This window comes from Streptomyces sp. JJ36 (genome assembly GCF_021696945.1).
Taxonomy (GTDB): domain Bacteria; phylum Actinomycetota; class Actinomycetes; order Streptomycetales; family Streptomycetaceae; genus Streptomyces.
In genome coordinates, this window is the sequence record NZ_JACYHE010000057.1 from 1 (window position 1) to 18,548 (window position 18,548).

14 protein-coding genes and 2 pseudogenes are annotated in these 18,548 nt (G+C 74.4%); 11 read left to right on the top strand and 5 right to left on the bottom strand.

From position 1 onward, the window contains the following. Window positions 1–336 precede the first annotated feature (336 nt). A complete protein-coding gene (locus HOY81_RS19555) occupies window positions 337–1,785 on the top strand; it encodes an MFS transporter (RefSeq protein ID WP_237321765.1) in 1,449 nt (482 codons plus the stop codon). A 43-nt stretch (window positions 1,786–1,828) separates the two neighbouring features. Here HOY81_RS19555 and HOY81_RS19560 read toward each other — a convergent pair whose 3' ends face one another. Together HOY81_RS19560 and HOY81_RS19565 are read right to left on the bottom strand one after the other, a co-directional pair. Next, the gene (locus HOY81_RS19560; protein WP_237321766.1) at window positions 1,829–2,287 is read right to left on the bottom strand and encodes a hypothetical protein; all 459 of its coding nucleotides are present in this window, start codon (window positions 2,285–2,287) and stop codon (window positions 1,829–1,831) included. A gap of 30 nt (window positions 2,288–2,317) precedes the next feature. After that, window positions 2,318–2,704 carry a DUF2267 domain-containing protein gene (locus tag HOY81_RS19565; RefSeq protein WP_237321767.1) on the bottom strand — a complete coding sequence of 129 codons (387 nt, stop codon included), beginning with the start codon at window positions 2,702–2,704 and terminating at the stop codon, window positions 2,318–2,320. A gap of 663 nt (window positions 2,705–3,367) precedes the next feature. Between HOY81_RS19565 and HOY81_RS19570 the strand changes: the two genes are divergently transcribed. The 7 genes from HOY81_RS19570 to HOY81_RS19600 all read left to right on the top strand — a co-directional run bounded on the left by HOY81_RS19570 (window position 3,368) and on the right by HOY81_RS19600 (window position 11,066). Then, a complete protein-coding gene (locus HOY81_RS19570) occupies window positions 3,368–3,547 on the top strand; it encodes a hypothetical protein (protein ID WP_237321768.1) in 180 nt (59 codons plus the stop codon). 55 nt (window positions 3,548–3,602) lie between these two features. Then, window positions 3,603–3,782 (top strand): hypothetical protein, encoded by a 180-nt coding sequence (locus HOY81_RS19575; protein ID WP_237321769.1) that lies wholly within the window; start codon window positions 3,603–3,605, stop codon window positions 3,780–3,782. 155 nt (window positions 3,783–3,937) lie between these two features. Continuing rightward, a complete protein-coding gene (locus HOY81_RS19580) occupies window positions 3,938–5,836 on the top strand; it encodes an alpha/beta fold hydrolase (protein ID WP_237321770.1) in 1,899 nt (632 codons plus the stop codon). Continuing rightward, complete coding sequence (locus HOY81_RS19585) at window positions 5,833–6,471, top strand: hypothetical protein (RefSeq protein ID WP_237321771.1); 639 nt, start codon at window positions 5,833–5,835, stop codon at window positions 6,469–6,471. The genes HOY81_RS19580 and HOY81_RS19585 overlap by 4 nt, the downstream gene beginning before the upstream one ends. A gap of 196 nt (window positions 6,472–6,667) precedes the next feature. After that, a complete protein-coding gene (locus tag HOY81_RS19590; RefSeq protein WP_237321772.1) occupies window positions 6,668–7,432 on the top strand; it encodes a class I SAM-dependent methyltransferase in 765 nt (254 codons plus the stop codon). Between the two features lie 5 nt (window positions 7,433–7,437). Then, window positions 7,438–9,543: an ABC transporter ATP-binding protein gene (locus tag HOY81_RS19595; RefSeq protein WP_237321773.1), complete on the top strand. Its 2,106-nt coding sequence runs from the start codon at window positions 7,438–7,440 to the stop codon at window positions 9,541–9,543. Beyond that, a complete protein-coding gene (locus HOY81_RS19600; protein ID WP_237321774.1) occupies window positions 9,540–11,066 on the top strand; it encodes an NAD(P)/FAD-dependent oxidoreductase in 1,527 nt (508 codons plus the stop codon). Before HOY81_RS19595 ends, HOY81_RS19600 begins: the two co-directional genes overlap by 4 nt. Before the next feature lie 100 nt (window positions 11,067–11,166). Here HOY81_RS19600 and HOY81_RS19605 read toward each other — a convergent pair whose 3' ends face one another. Next, the gene (locus tag HOY81_RS19605; RefSeq protein WP_237321775.1) at window positions 11,167–11,835 is read right to left on the bottom strand and encodes a lytic polysaccharide monooxygenase; all 669 of its coding nucleotides are present in this window, start codon (window positions 11,833–11,835) and stop codon (window positions 11,167–11,169) included. 295 nt (window positions 11,836–12,130) lie between these two features. On the opposite strand from HOY81_RS19605, the gene HOY81_RS19610 reads away from it, so the two are divergent. The 3 genes and pseudogenes from HOY81_RS19610 to HOY81_RS27755 all read left to right on the top strand — a co-directional run. Next, window positions 12,131–14,191 (top strand): SpoIIE family protein phosphatase, encoded by a 2,061-nt coding sequence (locus HOY81_RS19610; protein ID WP_237321795.1) that lies wholly within the window; start codon window positions 12,131–12,133, stop codon window positions 14,189–14,191. A 195-nt stretch (window positions 14,192–14,386) separates the two neighbouring features. Continuing rightward, window positions 14,387–14,878: pseudogene (locus HOY81_RS27745) on the top strand (RICIN domain-containing protein); the annotation flags it as partial. 78 nt (window positions 14,879–14,956) lie between these two features. Further along, window positions 14,957–16,003, top strand: a pseudogene (locus HOY81_RS27755) (hypothetical protein); the annotation flags it as partial. Window positions 16,004–16,136: 133 nt separating this feature from the next. Here HOY81_RS27755 and HOY81_RS19625 read toward each other — a convergent pair. Further along, the gene (locus tag HOY81_RS19625; protein WP_237321776.1) at window positions 16,137–17,000 is read right to left on the bottom strand and encodes a SigB/SigF/SigG family RNA polymerase sigma factor; all 864 of its coding nucleotides are present in this window, start codon (window positions 16,998–17,000) and stop codon (window positions 16,137–16,139) included. Between the two features lie 511 nt (window positions 17,001–17,511). Next, a complete protein-coding gene (locus tag HOY81_RS19630) occupies window positions 17,512–17,937 on the bottom strand; it encodes an ANTAR domain-containing protein (RefSeq protein WP_237321777.1) in 426 nt (141 codons plus the stop codon). Window positions 17,938–18,548 lie beyond the last annotated feature (611 nt).

Here is an 18,548-nt window from a genome sequence, read left to right on the forward strand (position 1 = left end):
CGGTCGCCGCCCTGGGACTGGCCGCCGCCCGCCGGCGGAACGCCGGACGTTCCCCGGGCGGCTGAGGCCGCGCACACGCGCCCGGGGCGGTCGCCGCGGCCGGGGCCGGCCCCCGGCTCCACGGTTCCGTGCCGGGCGGGGCGCCCCGGCGGTGAGGGGCGTACGCCCCCGCGGCCGGCGTCGCACGCGGGACCGGCAAACGGGTCAACCTCGCACGGAAGCGGTGTGAGCGGCCGCGGTCCGGGTCAGGCATGACGGAACGGGAGCCGGGGAGCGCCGCCCCGCATCCCTTGGGACGTCGCACGGCGGGCGCGTGGGCGGGAGGACGTACACACGGTGCCAGGCCGAGTCCGGTGGACGGAGCGGACCGTACGGGCGCTCGGCGGGCCGGAGCGGACCCGGGTCGTGGTGGTGCTGGGCGCCGTGCTCGCCATGGACGGCGCGGACAAGGGCGCGGTGTCGGCCGTCGCCGGCGGGCTGAAGGAGTCCTTCGGGCTGACCAACACCGGGATCGGGCTGCTGGTCTCGGTGGTGGCCCTGGCCGCCGCCGTCTTCACCGTCCCGGCGGGGCTGCTCACCGACCGGGTGCGGCGCACCCGGCTGCTGGCCGCCAGCGCCGCCCTCTGGGTGGCGGCGACCGTCGTCTCCGCCCTCGCCACCTCCTTCCTGTGGCTGCTGGTGGCCCGGGCCGGGCTGGGCGCCGTGACGGCCACCGCGGGCCCCGCCGTGGCCTCGCTCAGCGGGGACTACTTCCCCGCCCGCGAGCGGGCGCGCATGCTCGGCTACATCCTCGTCGGGGAACTCGCCGGCACCGGTCTCGGGTTCGCGGTCTCCAGCGTGGCCGGGGACCTGCTCGGCTGGCGTCTCGGCATCTGGTGGCTGGCCGTCCCCGGCCTGCTGGTGGTGTGGGCCGTGGCGCGGCTGCCGGAGCCGGAGCGCGGCGGCCAGAGCATGCTCCGCCCCGAGCCGGGCGCCTCCGCCGGCGCGGGGGACGGCGAGGGGCTCGCCACGCAGGCCGCCCGGGCCCGCGGGATCACCCCCGACCCCCGCCTGGTGCTGCGCTCCGACCCGCGGCGGCGCTCCCGCTGGTGGGCGCTGGGCTACGTGCTGCGGGTCCCCACCAACATGGTCCTCATCATCGCCTCCGCACTCGGCTACTTCTACTTCACCGGAGTCCGCGCCTTCGCCAACATCTTCGCCGCCGAACAGTACGGGCTGCGCCCCTCGCTGGCCGGGGCGCTGGTGTTGCTGGCGGGCGTGGGCGCGATCGCCGGTGTGCTCACCGGCGGCCGGGTGGCCGACCGGATGCTGCGCCGCGGACGGGTCAACGCCCGGGTGCTGGTGGCGGTGGTGGCGCTGCTGGCGATCCCGCCGGTGGCGGCGCCCGCCCTCGCCACCACCGCACTGCTGCTCGCCCTGCCGTTGCTGACGCTCGCCGGGGCCCTGCTCGGCGCGGTCAACCCGCCGATGGACGCCGCCCGGCTGGACATCATGCACCCCTATCTGTGGGGCACCGCGGAGGGCGCGCGGACCTTTCTGCGTACTCTGGGCGACGCCGCGGCGCCGACGGTCATCGGCTACGTCTCCACCAGCGTGTTCACCGGAGACGACGCGCTGCTGCACACCCTGCTGCTCTTCCTGGTGGCCCTGGTCGCCGCAGCGGGGCTGGGCCTGATCGCGTTGCGCACCTACCCCCGCGACGTGGCCACCGCCCTCGCCTCGGCCCGGGAACTCGGCACCGGCGGCGAGAGCGGCGGAGGGAAGGACGGAGGGGGGAGAGGGTGAGCGGCTTCCGCGCCGTCGGTGCGCTCCCGTCGCCGGGCACGCCTCACTCCTCGATGTCCTCCTCGATCTTCTCGGCCATGAGGTACGGCATGCCCTCGAACCGCTCGTACAGCGGCCGGGAGAGCTGCGCGTCGAGCCGCTCCTGCACCTGGGCGAACTCGAACTCGTGCACGGTCCCGGTCACCCGGACACCGTCGCCCTCGTCCGGCGGCGGGAGGTCCTTCTCGACCACCAGGAACGGCTTGTCCGCTCCTCCCAGCACGAAGGCCGAGGGGGAGAGGACCTCGTCGACATCGGCGCTGAGCGTCACCGTCTCGCCGGTCACGGACTGCGCCTCGCCCTCCTCGAAGGCACGCTGGACCTCGTTCACGTCCCAGCCGGTCTCCGCGCCACTGGTGTCGTCACCGCACCCGGCGAGCGCGGTCGTGGCGGCGAGCAGCCCGGCGGCGCACACCAGTGCGCCGCGCCGGGCTCGCGGGCGGGTGCAGCGGGATGCAGGCATGGCGCCTCCCCTCGGCCGGTACGGGTCGCGTCATTCGGACAGTTCGGGGTGGCCGAACAGTTCGGCGTAGCCGGACGGCAACCGCCCGAGCACCTTGTTCAGCTCCCCGCCGCTGATCCGGTCGGCCAGCGTGCTCAGCACCGTCCGTGAGTGCTCCTCGGCGGTGGGTTCGTCGGTCCCGGAGGCCTCGGCGACGTGTGCGACGAACTCGTGCACGCCCCAGGTCTCCGCCCGGGCCTGGGCGTCGCCCAGCAGCTCCGCCAGTCGCTGCGGGAGCTGCTCTCCCAGGTGTTCCGCCGCCCCGGCCGGGAGCCGCCGGCCCAGCGCGCCGACGACCGCCTCGGTGCTGCGTTCGGCCTCGTCCGGGGCGTAGCCGCCTCGCTCGCGGACGGTGGCCAGGAACTCTCCGTACGGCATGAGGTGCTCGCTTTCAGCGGTTCGGTTCGGCGGCGCCGACGTCGGCGAGTGCGGAGCTGCGGTCCCGCTCGACGGCGAGATCACCGGTGTTCGTGATCTCGCGGACGTACTGCGCCATGGTCTCCTCCGGTTGCGACGAAGCGTGACGGGATGTGACCGCCGGCGGACGGTCCGGCGACGCCTCGACCGGAGTCCCCGTCCACCGCGGTGCGGCCGTGGTCCCGGCCGCGCCTCCGCGGTACCCGCCGGTCACCCGGGTACACGCCTTCTCCCGCGGGTACGGCCTCCGGTGCGCTGCCCGTGCCGGGTCACGTACCCGCCGCAGCTCCACGACCGCACGCATGTGGTTAACGGTTAAATCTTTTGCGCCTCATCACGGTGCCGTCTCCGTGCCGGGCGTACGCGGCTCGGACCTCCCGCCCACCACCTCCGGAGCTGCGTGAACTCCCGTACGGGGCAGGGAGATGACGCGGAGCTTCCGCTTCCTGGCAGCTACCTGCCATGCCTAACAGTTCACTACGTCCGCCCGGTGGTGGCAGTCTCACGAACGCCGGAGCCGCCGTCACAGCACCACTCCGGCTCCGGTGGAACGCCAGGGCGAGAAGCCCGTACTGACCGCCTGCCCGGGCGGCAGTAGTCCGCACGATTCCACGAGGAGATCCCATGCTGGAAGAGAAGCTCAACCTCCGCACCGAGGAGCTGGGCCTGCTCGACGAGACCACCGAGGGCGAGATCCCGCAGTCCGCCTCCCCGGTGCTCGCCACCCCCGCCGCGGCAGCCGCCTTCGTGGCCGGCGCCACCGTGGTCACCGGCGCCTACGCGCTCGGCCACGCGATCGGCTGACCCGGCGGACTCCAGCAGGAGCCGCATCCACCCCCCACTGACAAGGAGTTCGACCATGAACGAGCTGGACGCCTACATCAACCAGGCCGCCGAGCTGTCGGCCGTCGACGTGGACGACGCCGACGGCACCTTCTTCAGCGGTGCCACCCCGGTGCTGGTGACCCCGGCCGCCTTCCTGGGCGGTGTGGCGATCGCCTCCGCCACCGTCGCCGCCTTCGAGGCGGGCCAGGGCTGAACCCCGCCGTGTAAGCGGTAACCAGCACCGGACTCCGCCCGGCCGGCCGGGGGCCGGCCACGCCGGCCGGGCGGAGCAAGCCACCCCCAACGCCACCCCCCACCCCGTCCACCGCTCAGCAAGCGCCCCCCGACCCGGGCGTCATGGAGGCTGCCGTGAAATCGCTGCCCAGGAAGGCGGCGTCCGCCCTCTTCGGACCCGTGCCCGTCACCCGTGACCGCGCCATCGGCGCGTCCGAACGCCTCTCCGCACTGACCTCGCTGGTCTCCAGTCTCGAACACCTCACACAGCGGGAGAACATCCGTCCCGGAGGGCTCAACGACTGGCGGATCGGCCGCGACGTCCACGTGCGCTCCCACCGGCTGACCCGCCGCTTCCTGGACCTGGTCGCCGACGAGCGCACCACCACGGCCCTGCACGCCGCCCGGGTCGCCGCCGCGGCCGGCCTGCTGCTCCCCGGCTCGGGGAAGTGGCGCGGCGCGGCCAACCTCTTCCTCGGCCTCAGCAACGCCGCGCTCTACCCCCGTCACCGGTACGGCACCGACGGCTCCGACCAGGTCTCCACCATGGTGCAGACCGTCACCGGCCTCGCCCGGCTCTCCTCCTCGCCGGAGCTGAAGGACACCTTGCTGTGGTACGTGGCCCTGCAGGCCAACCTCTCGTACGTGGTGTCGGGCTGGGTCAAGCTGCTCGGCGAGCCGTGGCGGGACGGCTCCGCGCTCGGCGGCATCATGCGCACCCGGACCTACGGGCACGAGGGCTTCTGGAACCTGACGCGCCGCCACCCGGTGCCGGCCCGCTTCCTCGCCCACGGCGTGCTCGCCCTGGAGTGCCTCTTCCCCCTCGCCTACGCCCGCGGCGGCGTGCTGGCCCGCCCGGTCATCGGCGCCGCGGCCTCCTTCCACGTCGCCAACGGCTTCCTCATGGGTCTGGGGCGCTTCGTCACCTCGTTCACCGCGATGCACCCGATGGTCGCCTACACCAGCACGCCCAGGAGCCACCCCGCCGTCGCCGGCCGGGACGACCGGCTGCTGGGCACCGCCCTGGTGGCGAGCGCCGGGGCGCTCGGCGCGGCCGCGGCCGTGGCCGGTACCCGGCGCATGCGGGCGGCGGACCGCTGGCCCGGCAGCCGGGAGCTGACCACCCGGCACGGCAACCGGCTCAGCTACGACCTCCGCGTCCCCGGCGACCCGGCCACTCCCGTGCTGGTCTTCGTGCCCGGTATGACCTCCACCGCCGAGCACTTCGGCTGGATCACCGAGAAGGTGGTCGAGGAGAGCGACTACGGCCTGCTGACGTACAACCGGGCCGGCTACTCCGCCAGCACCTACCGCGGCGGCACGGAGTTCACCCTTCAGCAGTCCGTCGACGACCTGGTCGACCTGGTCCAGGGCGCGCTCGGCACCGACCGGCCGGTCGTCGTCGCCGGGCACTCCCTCGGCGGCGAGATCGCCCGCCGCGCGGCCGCACCGCTCGGCGACCGCTGCCTCGGCGTGGTCTACCTGGACAGCTCACACCCCGGCGAACTCAACCGCTCGCAGCAGCAGAGCGACTCCGCCAAGAAGATCAACGGCGGCCTGCGCCTCTTCGTCAACAGCCTCCGCGCCGGCATGGGCGCCCTGCTCACCCGGCCCGACTGGGTCGACAACCTGCCCGCGGCCTACCGCTCCCGGGCCTTCGCGCAGTACGCCGACACCCGCATGTGGACCGCCAGCCAGCGGGAGTGGGCCGCCACCGAGAAGGAGTTCCGCGCCTTCGACGGCGAGCTGGAACGGGTCGACGCGCACGCCCTGGTGCTCTCCGCCCAGCGCACCGTCGACCGCGACCCGGAACAGCTCCTCATGCACAACGAGCTGGCCGCCGCACACCGCGGCGACGGCAGGGTGGTACGGACCCGGGTGCTGGAGGGCGCCGACCACGACACGATGCTCACCAGCGCCCGGCTGGGCACCGAGGCCGGCCGGCTGCTGCTGGAGTTCGTCGGCGACATCGCCCCGGACGGCGGGCACGCCGCCGGGGACTCCGCCCGGGAGACCAAGGAGGACGCCCGATGAGCGACCGTTCCCTCGCCCGCTCCGTACGGCAGGCGGTCTCCGGGCCCGGCGCCCTGCCCCGCTGGGCGGCCGCCGCGGTACTGGTCGGCACCGTCGCCGCCCAGCACCCCAACACCGGCTTCAGCCGCGCCCAGCGGATCGACCTCTTCTCCGCCCTCTTCCCCAACTGGCGGTTCTTCGCCCCGACCCCCGCCCAGCACGACTACCACTTCTTCTACCGCACCCTGAGCCACGACGGCACCACCAGCACGTGGAAGATGGTCAAGGTCATCGAGGGCCGGAGGCCCGGGCAGATCGCCTGGTTCCCCGGGCGCCGCCCGGAGAAGGCGGTCTTCGACATCTGCAGCGAGCTGATCGCCTCCCTCGACAAGGGATTCGAGGAGCTGGTAAGGCTCCCGGCGTACCGGATGCTCCGCGCGTACCTGCGCCGGCGGATCACCGCCGAGTGCGGTGCCGAGGACGTCAAGGGTTTCCAGTTCACCCTGGCCCGTGCCACCGGCTACGACGAGTCGCAGGAGCCGGACATCCTCTTCGCCTCCCCCTACACCCCCCTGCACCCCGGGCCGGAGGGCGACTCCCGGCCCCGGACCCGCACCGCGCCGTCCCCCGCAGCCGCCGGCCGCGTGCGACGGTGAGCGGCACGCACCACCCACCCCCACACACAGGAACGGTAGCCCGGCATGGACGCAGCCACGATCACCATCTCCGTCATCGCCATCCTCATCGTCGCCGTCATCGCCTGGAAGACCTTCGGCGGGAAGTGACACGCGGCGCACGGCGACCGGACGCACCACACCGCACCCCACCACCGGAACGACGGAGGAGGCCCTGATGGACGACGGCGTGCAGGACATCGGTTACGGACGCGCGTTCGCGGGATTCTACGACCGCATCTTCCCCAAGGACGCCTACGCCGACCTCGCCGCGCAGCAGCTCGCCGACCGGCACCCCGGCGGCGGGCGGCGCACCCTGGAACTGGGCGTCGGCACCGGGCGGATCGCGATCCCGCTGGCGGAACGCGTCGGCCCGGTCGTGGGCGTGGACTCCTCCCCGGAGATGCTGGAGGAACTGCGCCGGGACACCAAGGAGAAGAACGCCGCGGTCACCCCCGTCCACGGCGACATCCGGCAGTGGGGCGACGACCGCAGCTACGGGCTGGTCTACTGCGTCTGCGCCACCCTCTCCATGATCCTCACCCCGGAGGAGCAGCAGGAGGTGATCCGGCGCGCGGCCGAACGCCTGGAGCCGGGCGGCCGGCTGGTCGTCGAGACCTGGAACCGGTCCGGGGTGCTGGAGCTGTTCGAGGGCAAGGACCGCACCTCGTACTTCGTGCCCTACCCGGAGCCCGGCACCGGACTGCTCACCCACGGCACCCTGATACGGGAGAAGTGGCTCTGGCAGGCCTCGCACATCTGGTTCGAGGGCGGCACCTCGCAGGTCGGCACCGAGGTCGCCCGGCTCACCACGCCCGAGGAGGTGGACGGCTTCGCCACCGAGGCCGGGCTGACCCCCGTGGAACGCCTCTCCGACTGGACCGGCAAGCCGTACGAGGAGACCGCCGCGCTCTTCGTCGCCACCTACGCCCGGGAGGAGTGAGCCCCATGACCACCGCAGAGGCTTCCGGCCGCGCCACGGGGGGCGGCCGGAGCGAAGGGCCGGCAGGGGGAGGCGCCGTCTGGGCCGTCGCACGCCGGCACCGCCCCCTGCTGGCCGGCGGCGTGCTCCTCGGCCTGTGCGGGGTCGCCGCCTCCCTCGGCCAGCCGCTCGCCATCGGGGAACTCATCGAGGCGGCGGGCACCGACGCCTCGCTGGTCTGGCCGGTCACCCTGATGGGGCTGCTCTTCTGCGGCGACGCGGCCTTCTCCGCGCTGCACGCGTACGTCATCGGGCGGACCGGCGAGGGCATCGTGCACGGTGTGCGGCACGGCCTCGTCGGGCGGCTGCTCCGCGCCGACCTGGCCGCCTACAACCGGCACCAGCAGGGCGACCTGTTCACCCGCACGGTCACCGACACCTCCGTCGCCAAGATCGCCCTCACCCAGAGCCTGGCGCAGCTCATCCTCAACGGCGCCATGGTGCTGGGCTGCTGCGTGCTGATGTTCTTCATCGACGTGTGGCTGATGCTGCTCACCCTCGGCTGCCTCGCGCTGGCCAGCGGTGTGTCGCTCACGGTCGCCCGCCGGCTCCGCCGCGCCGCGCTGCGCAACCGGGAGGACACCGGGCGGTTCGGTGCGGACCTCCAGCGGGTGCTGGGCGCCCTGCCGACGGTGAAGGCCTCCCGCGCGGAGGGCCGGGAACAGGAGCGGATCTCGGCGCACGCCGACCGCGCACGCCGTTCCGGCGTCCAGGTCAGCGCGCTCAACGCGCTGCTCATCCCGACCATGAACGTCGGCATGCAGGTCTCCCTGGCCGTCGTCTTCGGGGTGGGGATGAGCCGGGTCGCCACCGGCTCGCTGGGGCTGGCGACCCTCACCTCCTTCGTGCTCTATCTCTTCTACATGGTCTCCCCGCTGGTGATGTTCTTCCTCGCCATCGGCCAGTTCCAGCAGGGGAGGGCCGCCATCCAGCGCGTCGACGAGCTGTTCTCGCTGCCGCAGGAGCGCGACGCGACCGCCGGCCCGGACACCGGGACGGACGCCGAGACCCCCGGCGCCGGGAGGACGGAGACCCCCGGCGCCGGGACGGCGGAGACCGCCGGGGCCGGGCCCCCCGCCGGGGACGCGGAGCCCGCACTCCGCGCCGGAGCGGCCCCCGCCGTGGAGTTCCGCGGGGTGCGGTTCGCGTACGGCGACGCGGACGAGGCGCTGCGCGGCGTCTCCTTCACCGTCCCCGCCCACGGACTCACCGCCGTCGTCGGCCCCTCCGGTGCCGGCAAGACCACCCTCTTCCAGCTCGTCGAGCGCTTCCATCCCCCGGCCTCCGGGGAGGTGCTGGTCGCCGGCGAGGACGTGGCCCGCGTCCCGCTGGACCGGCTCCGGGGCACGGTCGGCTACGTCCCGCAGGACAGCACCGCACTCCGCGGCACCATCCGGGAGAACCTCGTCTACGCCAACCCCGACGCCGGCGAGGACGAGATCCGCGAAGCCGTCCGCACCGCCGACCTCCAGGACGTCGTCGACCGGCTTCCGGAGGGCCTGGACACGCCCCTCGGCGAACAGGGCAGCGGCCTCTCCGGGGGCCAGCGGCAGCGGCTGTGCATCGCCCGCACCCTGCTCCAGAAGCCCGCGGTGATGCTGCTCGACGAGGCCACCTCCCATCTGGACTCCGACTCCGAACGCGCCTTCCAGCGTGCGTTGCGCCGGATCGCCGAGCGGTGCGCGGTGGTGGCGATCGCCCACCGCATCTCCACCGTGGCCGACGCGGACCGGATCGTCGTCCTGGAGGAGGGGCGGGTCCGGGACGTGGGCACCCACGCGGCACTCCTGGAACGCGACACGCTCTACCGGAGGCTGGCCGACACCCAGCTCCGGTCCGGCCCCGGCGCCCCCGCCGGCGGGGGCGCGTCCGCGCACGAGGGCACCGAGGAGAAAGCGTCCGCGCACCAGGGCACCGGCGGCGAACGGGACGCCCCCGCCCCCGCCGCTGCGGAGGTCCGTGCAGGGGAGGACCGCCCCGAGGCGGAGTCCCTGCCGCACCCGGACGCGGACCCCCCGGCGGACGGCGGCCTCCGCACCCCGGCCGCCCCCGGCACCCGGAGCGCCTCGTGACCCCGCCGGACGTGGCGATCGTCGGCACCGGCCCCAACGGGCTGGCCGCCGGCGTGACCCTCGCCCGCGCCGGCCTCCGGGTGGAGCTGTACGAGGCCGCCGCCACCGCCGGTGGCGGCCTCCGCGGGGCGGCGCTCTTCGACGACGACGTGGTCCACGACGTGTGCGCCGCCGTCCACCCCATGGCGGCGGCCTCCCGCTTCTTCCGCGAGTTCGACCTGACGGCCCGGGGCGTCGAGTTGCTGCACCCGGAGATCAGCTACGCCCACCCGCTGGACGGCGGCCGTGCCGCCCTCGCCTACCGGGACCTGGCGGCCACCTGTGCCGGGCTCGGCCGGGACGGCGACCGGTGGCGACGGCTGATGGCACCGCTGCTCGACCGCAGCCGCGGCGTCGTGGATCTGCTCCTCTCCCCGCAGCGCGGCCTGCCCCCGGACCTCGCCGCCGCGCTCCGGGTGGCCGTACGGGTGCTGGCGCACGGCACCCGGCCGTTCCCCGGCGGCTTCTCCGGCGAACCCGCCGCCGCCCTGCTGACGGGAGTGGCCGCACACGCCGTCGGCCGGCTGCCCAGCCTCGCCTCGGCGGCGGTCGCGGTGCTGCTCGGGCACCTCGCGCACGGCACGGGCTGGCCCCTGCCCCGCGGCGGCAGCCGGCGTATCGCGGAGGCCCTGGTCGCCGACATCACCGCGCACGGCGGCACCGTCCACACCGGGCACCGTGTCACCACCCTCCGGGAGGTCGAGGGGGCCCGCGCCGTCCTGCTGGACACCAGCCCGCGGGGCCTGGTGGAGCTCGCCGGGGACCGGCTGCCCGCCCGCTACGCACGGGCCCTGGAGCGGTACCGCTACGGGCCGGCCGCGGCCAAGGCCGACTTCCTGGTCTCCGAGCCGGTTCCCTGGGCCGACCCCGCCGTCGGCCGGGCCGGCACCGTCCATCTCGGCGGCACCCGGGCCGAGACGGTCCGGCAGGAGAACCTCACCGCCCGCGGGGTCCCCACCGACGAGCCCTTCGTCCTGGTGGTCGACCCCGCCGCGACCGATCCGGGGCGCGCACGGCCCGGGCGGCGCCCGGTGTGGGCGTACGCGCACGTCCCGCACGGCGACGACCGCGACCCCGTCGCGCTGGTCCGGGCCCGCATCGAGCGCTACGCGCCCGGGTTCGGCGACACGGTACTCGCCCAGCGCGGGGTCTCCGGGCGGGCCATGGAGGCGTACAACCCGAACTACGTCGGCGGCGACATCGGGTGCGGTGCCATGACGCTGCGGCAGTCCCTGGCCCGGCCCACCGCGCGCCTCGACCCTTACCGCACCCCCCTGGACGGGGTCTTCCTCTGCTCCGCGGCGACGCCGCCCGGGCCCAGCGTGCACGGCATGTCCGGCCATCTGGCCGCGTGTTCGGTCCTGCGGCACCGCTTCGGCACCGACCGGATCCCCTCGCTGGCCCCCACACGGGACCCCGTGGCCCTCCGTTCCCCCGGCACCGCCGTCGCCCCGGAGGCCGACGACCCCCCTCGCGTGCCGTGAGCCGGAACGGGGAAGGCCCGGCCGGGCGGGAGCTCCCGCCCGGCCGGGCGGCGGCGTGTTCCGGCGGGAACGCGGCCCGCCGGCGGGCGTCCCCGGCCGGTCAGCCGAAGTTCACGTCGCTGCAGATGTAGTACGACTGGTCCATGTGCGAGGCCTGCCAGATCGTGTACACGATGTGGCGGCCGCTGCGGCCCGAGGTGCTCACGTCGATCTCGTAGTTGTTGCTCGGGGCGTAGCGGCCGGTGCGCTCGACCAGCTCCAGGTCGTCCCAGCCCAGGGCCTCGGTGGTGGGGTCGAAGCCCTGACGGGTGACGTAGACCTGGAAGAAGTCCGCGCCGTGGCTCGCCTGGTCGTACAGCCGGATGGTGAAGTCGTCCGTGACGTCCGTGGTCTTCCACGGGCCGACGGCGTCCATCGAGTCGTACCGGCCGCCCTCGGCGTGGCCGCCGCTGCACAGGGTGCCGTCCGGGACGGCACCCTGGAAGTCGCCGCCGACGCCGTTGCGGTACAGACCGTTCCAGTTCCACATGGCGTTCGGGTTGTCCTGCCAGGCCTGCCAGCACATGGGGTCCTCCTCGGCCATGGCCGGGTTCTGGAAGTCGTCACCCCAGCGCTCCCAGCAGCCGTAGTTCCGGGAGGCCGGGTCGACGACCGAGCCGTGGGCGGAGGCGGTACCGACCAGGGGGACCAGACAGAGCAGTGCGGCCGACAGCAGCGTCACCGCGCGGCGCAGCCAGTGGGGGGTTGCGACGTGCTCATGCAGATGCATGAATCGTCTCCTCTTCGGTGAAGTGGGAGCGCTCCCACGCCGACCATGCCCGCCCGCCGTGCCCGCGAAACCTCGCGGTGTCCGGGTGGTCACGGCCGTGTCGCGGAGAGGTCCGCGAAGGCCCCCGGGCAGTACGGTGGGCGTAATGTCCGTTGTATCCGGAGTGCCGTGGGGCTCCGGCTCCGCGGTCCCGTCAGCGGCGGAGGAGGCGAGCGTGCAACGTCCTGCCGGCCCCGGTGCCGGCCCCGGCACGGGCGCGGGCTCGCGGTTCCCGGCCACGGCCCTCGGGCGGGTGATGGCGGAGACCGGCGCGTCCGTGGGCATGGCCTATGTGCTCGAGCCGTCGGGAAAGGCGCTCCGGCTGGCGGTGCTCTCCGGGGCCCCCTCGCAGATCGCCGCGCCCTGGAACAGCGTGCCCGCCCACTCCCCGGTCCCGGTCGCCGACGCCGTGCGCGAGCGGCGCCTGGTGTGGCTCGGCAGCCGGGAGGAGATGGCCCGCGGCTACCCGCGGTCGGCACTCGTCCTCCCGTACGACTTCGCGCTCGCCGCGGCGCCCGTCGCCGACGAGACAGCGGTGTGGGGCGGGATCGTCCTGCTCTGGCCCGGCTCCCATCCGCACGAGCTGAGCGCCGTGGAGCACGCCGCGATCACCCGCTCCTGCCGCCACCTGGGCCGGGCCTTCCGGCAGGCCGCCGAACGCGGCCACCCCGTGGTGGCCGGGGACCAGCCGCGGGTCCTGCTGCCGCCCCGCACCCGCTCCCCCGGCAGGGGGGAGGCGCTCGCCGCCGTCGACTTCGCCGAGCGGCTGCCCGAGGGCTGCTGCTCCCTGGATCTGGAAGGCCGGATCACGTTCGTCACCGCCACCGCCGCCGACCTGCTCGGAGCGGCCGTTCCGGACCTGCTCGGCAGTTTCCCCTGGGAGGCCCTGCCCTGGCTGGAGGACCCGGTGGCCGAGGACCGCTACCGGGCCGCCGTGATCAGCCGCGAGCCCGTCTCCTTCACCGCCCGGCGCCCGCCCGACCGGTGGCTCGCCTTCGAACTCCACCCGGACGCCTCGGGCATCAGCGTCCGCATCAGCGAGGCCGAGGCGCCCGGCGGCGCGCGCGCCGCCCCCGCGCGTGCGCCGCGTGCGCCCTCCCGCCCCGGCCCGAGCCGGGCGACCGCCCTCTACCAGGTGATGCACCTGGCCGCCTCGCTGACCGAGGCCATCGGGGTGCAGGACGTGGCGGACCTGGCCGCCGACCAGGTCCTCCCCGCGTTCGGCGCCCAGGGCCTGGTGCTCTTCGTCGCCGAGGGCGACCGGCTGCGGGTCGTCGGGCAGCGCGGCTACAGCGCCGAGGCCATCGAGCACTTCGACGGCGTCAGGCTGTCCAGCCCGCCCACCCCGGCCGCCCGGGCGCTGGCCACGGGCGAGCCCGGCTTCGTCGGCTCGCCGGAGGAGATGGAGGAGCAGTACCCCGGCATCCCCGAACTCACCGGCAAGGCCGCCTGGGCCTTCCTGCCCCTCGTCGCCTCCGGCCACGCCGTCGGCTGCTGTGTGCTCTCGTACGACCGGCCCCGGGAGTTCCCCCCGGAGGAGCGGGCCCTTTTGCACTCGATCGCCGGACTGCTGGCGCAGGCACTGGACCGGGCCCGTCTGTACGACGCCACCCATGCGCTCGCCCACCGGCTCCAGGCGGGGCTGCTGCCCCGGCGGCTGCCGCAGGTGGCCGGTCTGGACGTGGCCGCCCGCTATCTGCCGGCCAGCCGCGGCATGGGCATCGGTGGCGACTTCTACGACCTGATCCGGCTCGGCGGCACCCATGTGGCCGCCGCCATCGGCGACGTCCAGGGCCACGACGTCACGGCCGCCGCCCTGATGGGCCAGGTCCGCACCGCCGTGCACGCCGCCGGGGGAGCGCCGCCCGGTGAGGTGCTGGCCCGGATCAACCGGCTGCTCCTCGATCTCGACCCGGGGCTCTTCACGAGCTGCCTCTACGCCGACCTGGACCTGGCGCACCACCGGGCCCGGCTCGCCAGCGCGGGTCACCTCCCGCCGCTGCTGCGCCACCCGGACGGGAAGACCGAGACGCTGGACCTGCCGCCGGGCATGGTGCTCGGGGTGGACGCCCACGCCGCGTACCCGACCACGGGGATCGACCTGCCGCCCGGTGCGGTCCTCGCCCTCTACACCGACGGGCTGATCGAAGCGCCCGGCGTGGACCTGGAGGAATGCACCGCCGAGCTCGCCGGCCGGCTGGAGCGGACCCGGCACACCGCCATGGACGTGCTCGCCGAGACCCTGCTGGACTCCGCCCGGCACGCGGTGCTCCGCAACGACGACATCGCTCTGCTGCTGATGAGCCCGAAGGAGTGAGCCGTCGCCTCCGGGGGCCTCGGCCCTCCCGGCCGGCGCCCCCTGCACGCGGCGTCCCGCCCGCTCGCACGCACACACGTCTGCCCGGCACGGCGGACAAGACCGCCAGAATTGACAGGCTCATGGTGCCTCGATAGGTTCCGGAGGTTTGGGAGCGCTCCCCCTCCAGAATCCTCTTCCGGAAGGGAACGAGGCATGTTCTCCACCGAGCGCAGACGTCGCGGCAGCGTCACGGCGACGCTCCTGACCGCCCTCGCGGTCGTCCTGGGGCTGCTGGTCGCGGCACCGGGGAAGGCCGCGGCCGCCCCCGTCGACCCCGGCACCTTCTACGTGCTCCAGGCCCGCCACTCCGGCAAGGTCATGGACGTCTCCGGCGCCGCCACGGGCGACGGCGCGGAGATCGTCCAGTGGACCCGCTCCGACGCCGCCCACCAGCAGTTCCGCTTCCTCGACTCCGGGGACGGCTACTACCGCGTCCAGGCCCGGCACTCGGGCAAGGTCCTCGATGTGGCCGGATGGAGCACCGCCGACGGCGCCCGGGTCCTCCAGTGGTCCGACACCGGCAGCCCCAACCAGCAGTTCCGCGTCGAGGACCTCGGCAACGGCTACCACCAGCTCGTCAACCGGCACAGCGGCAAGGCGCTGGAGGTCTGGGAATGGTCGGAGGCCGACGGCGGACGCGTCTCCCAGTACGAGGACACCGGCGGCGCCAACCAGCAGTGGGCCCTGGTGCCCGTCGACGGCGGCGACAGCGGCGGGACCGACTGCGGCACCGGCACGTACCACGCGGAGGCGGTGCGCAACGGCGACACCTGGACCGTGCGCCGGGGCGACCGCACCGTCCACACCGGCGGCAGCATGCTCGACGCCATGCGTGCCGCGGTGGACAGCCTCACCCCGGGACGTACCGCCCGGGAACGCATGGTGGTGCGCGGTTCCGGCACCATGAGCGCCGGCAGCCGGCTCTCCCTGCCCAGCCACACGGCGCTCGACGTGTGCGGCACCATCGACGTCACCGGTTCGGGAGCCGGGGACCGGGCGCCGGTCTACGCCCGCGGCGTGTCCGACATCCGGGTGGGCCACCTCACCGTCACCGGCAGCCCGGTCTACGGCATCTTCCTGCGCAACGTGAACGACGTGGTGCTCGGACAGATCGAGATGCGGCTCTCCGGCGGTCTGGGCGTCCGGATCGACAATCACGGCGACCGCAGCACCCCCTCGCGCGACATCCGCATCGACGACGTGTTCGTCTCCGGCGCCGGGAACCACGCCGTGGAGACCTACGGGGTGGACGGGCTGACCGTCGGCACCGTCACCACCCGCGACGTCGCCTACTCCGGGCTGCTGCTGAACGACACCGTCAACGCCACCGTCGGGCGGGTGGACGCGGAGAACACCGGCACCGGCACCGGCTACGCCGCCTTCCGCATGGCGAACCGCAACGGCCGCATCGGTGACGGCTACCCCGTCAACATCCGCGTCGGCGAGGTCGTGGCCCGCGGGGGAGGGCGCGGGGTCTTCTGCGTCTCCGAGAGCGGGGGCGCGGTCATCGACCGGGTGACGCTCACGGACACCGGCAACAACGCGATTCTCATCGAGAACTGCTACAACGTCACGCTGGCCGGGCAGAGCGGCACGGTCAGCGGCGGCGGGGAGGTCCGGCTGGCGGCCCGCTCGGAGTTCCCCGGCAACCGGGACATCACCCTGCAGAACCTGACGCTGCGCGACACCTCGCTGCGGGAGAGCCCCTGCGGCACCGGCGTCATCTACCGGAACCTCATCCTCGACAACACCAGCCGCGACACCTGCTGACGGCCCCGTGGCCGCAGCCACGCGCGGCCCTGGCATGCGGTGCCTCCCGCCCTCCCGGGCGGGAGGCACCGCCACCCCCGGCTCCGGTGCACGGCCCCCGCCGGCGCGGGGCCCGGCCGGGGCCGCCGCGGGGTCAGGCCGCCGCGGGCAGCCGGCCGGCCTCGGCGGTGTCGCGCCGTGCGGCGGCCGCCGCCCGCGGGTCGTGCTCGACCGCGTCCCGGATGCGGGTGCAGGTCCGGTTGAGCAGGCGTGAGACGTGCATCTGCGAGATGCCGAGCTCGTCGCCGATGCGGGCCTGCGGCATGTCGTGGAAGAACCGCAGGTAGAGAATGCGCCGCTCACGTTCCGGGAGCTGCTCGATCTCGGGCTTGACCGCCTCCCGGTAGAGCACGTGGTCGTATCCGGCCTCGGTGGCGCCGAGTGTGTCCAGCAGGCTGTAGTCGTCGTCCCGCGAGGTGAGCTGCGCGTCCAGGGAGAGCGTGCGGAAGCTCTCCAGCGCCTCCATCCCGGTGAGCACCTCCTCCTCGCTCAGCCGGGCGTGTTCGGCGGTCTCCGCGACGGTCGGGTACCGGCCGCCGCGGAGGGCGGACAGTTCGCGTATCGCGGTACGCACCCGGTTCCGCAGTTCCTGGACGCGCCGCGGCACATGGACGTCCCAGGTGTGGTCGCGGAAGTGGCGCTTGATCTCGCCGACGATGGTGGGGACCGCGTACGACTCGAACGCGTTGCCGTGCGCGGGGTCGTAGCGGTCGACGGCCTTCACCAGGCCGATCGCGGCGACCTGCTTGAGGTCGTCCAGGTTCTCGCCGCGGTCGCGGTACCGGGTGGCCAGCCGGTGCGCCATCGGGAGCCAGGCGGAGACCAGCTCCTGCTTCAGGCGCTCTCGTTCCTCCCCTTCCGGCAGGCCGGCCAGGCGGGCGAAGTCCCGTTCGGTGTCCGGGGCGTCGTGGTGGGCACGGCGGGTGGTGCGGGGCGTGCGGGCCTGGGTGAGCGCCATGGCTTCGTCATCTCCCTTGCTGCGCTGTCGTTCCGGGCGGCAGCGCGGGAGTGGAAGTCACAGTGCCGGCAGGGGGGCCGGAGCCGTCCCCTGGGCTCGGCGGGAGTCCCCTCCCGCGCTGTGTGCCTTCCGTTCTGAAGCACTTGTCCCCTCAGGTGCCCGGCGCTCCGTAGGCCAAACTGTGACCTTCCAGGTCTTTACAAGGTGCAGGAAGTGTGACGGCCCCGGAGGGCCGGGATTGCCCCGTGCCCGGCTGGCCGCTGCGGAGCGGACGCCGGGGCAGGCGTGCGTCCGGGCGGGGAGACGTCGGCGGATGCGCCGGTTTCGGGCGCCCCGGCGGCGGACACGCGACTGGGGACGCACCCCGAGCGCGCTGTGGTGCGGAAGGTGCCGGCGGTTGAAGCACGCAGCCGTCGGTGCCGTCTCGACCGGACCGGCGGCGATACGGCCGCCGGCCCGGGCCTGGAGGCCGCATGGGCCGCCGGGCCGGCCCCGGCGGCCCGTGCGCTCCTCAGCCGTGTCGCTCGGTGCGGAGCCGGCGCAGTGCCGCGGCCAGCGCCCTGCCCAGCGGCTGCGGCAGCCGGACGGTGCCCTCGGTGGTGGCGACCAGCGCGTGGGCCACCTCACGCAGTTTCGTGTTGGTGTGCTGCGAGACCTCGACCAGGATCTGCCACGCCACGTCCGGCGGGCAGCGTCCCATCATCATGATCATGCCGCGTGCCTGGTCGATCACCGGACGGCTCTCCAGCGCCTTGCGCAACTGGGCGACCTCCGTCCGCAACGCCGCTATCTCCGCCTCCAGTTCCTCCGTGGCCCGGGCGTCGGCCTCCGACCACGCGTCGGGTTCCGGATGCCCGTTGCCGGACTCCGGGCGGCCGTCGGGCTCCGGCACCAGGAAAGCGGCGGCATCGCGATCAGCGGAGCCGGAAGTGCTCATTACTCGTCCCTCGGGGTGATGGTGGGCCGGACTCGTCTCCGGCAGGGGGCGTGCCGCGCCCCGGCCGGAGGAGCGGCCGCGGCGGGCGCGGGCCTCGGGGCCGGACGGCGGAGCCGGGGAGGGAACGGGAGCAGGTGTCGCAAAAGGCGGCACCGGAGGCTGTCCTTCTCAACCTCCGGTGCCTGCACGCGCAACCGGTTGCGCGTGTGTCACCGGTCCCGTTGCCGCTGCCAGGCTCCTTCAAACTGCCCGGAGCCGGCTCAGGTGGGCACCGGTGTCCAGGGGGCGCGGTGTCGCGTCGGCCTCCAGGGCCCGCCCACTCCCCGGGGCAGGGCGCGGGCATGCCCGGTGGATGTACCGTGCGCCCGGCCGGCGCGGCGGCCGCCGGGGCCGGTTCCGGCACGGTCGCGCGGGGGGAAGGGAGCGGCCGGGGCCGGTGTGATCGTCACGTCGGGGTCCTCCGTCGGGCTGTCCGGGCATGGCAGACAGCACGGGAGGAGGACACACCGGGCCAGGACGTTCGGTCCTTCCGCGAAGGCACGCCCGGGCCGCACGGGGCCGTGTCCGGCTCCCGCGCTGTGTGCCTCCCGATCTGAAGCACTGTAAGCACC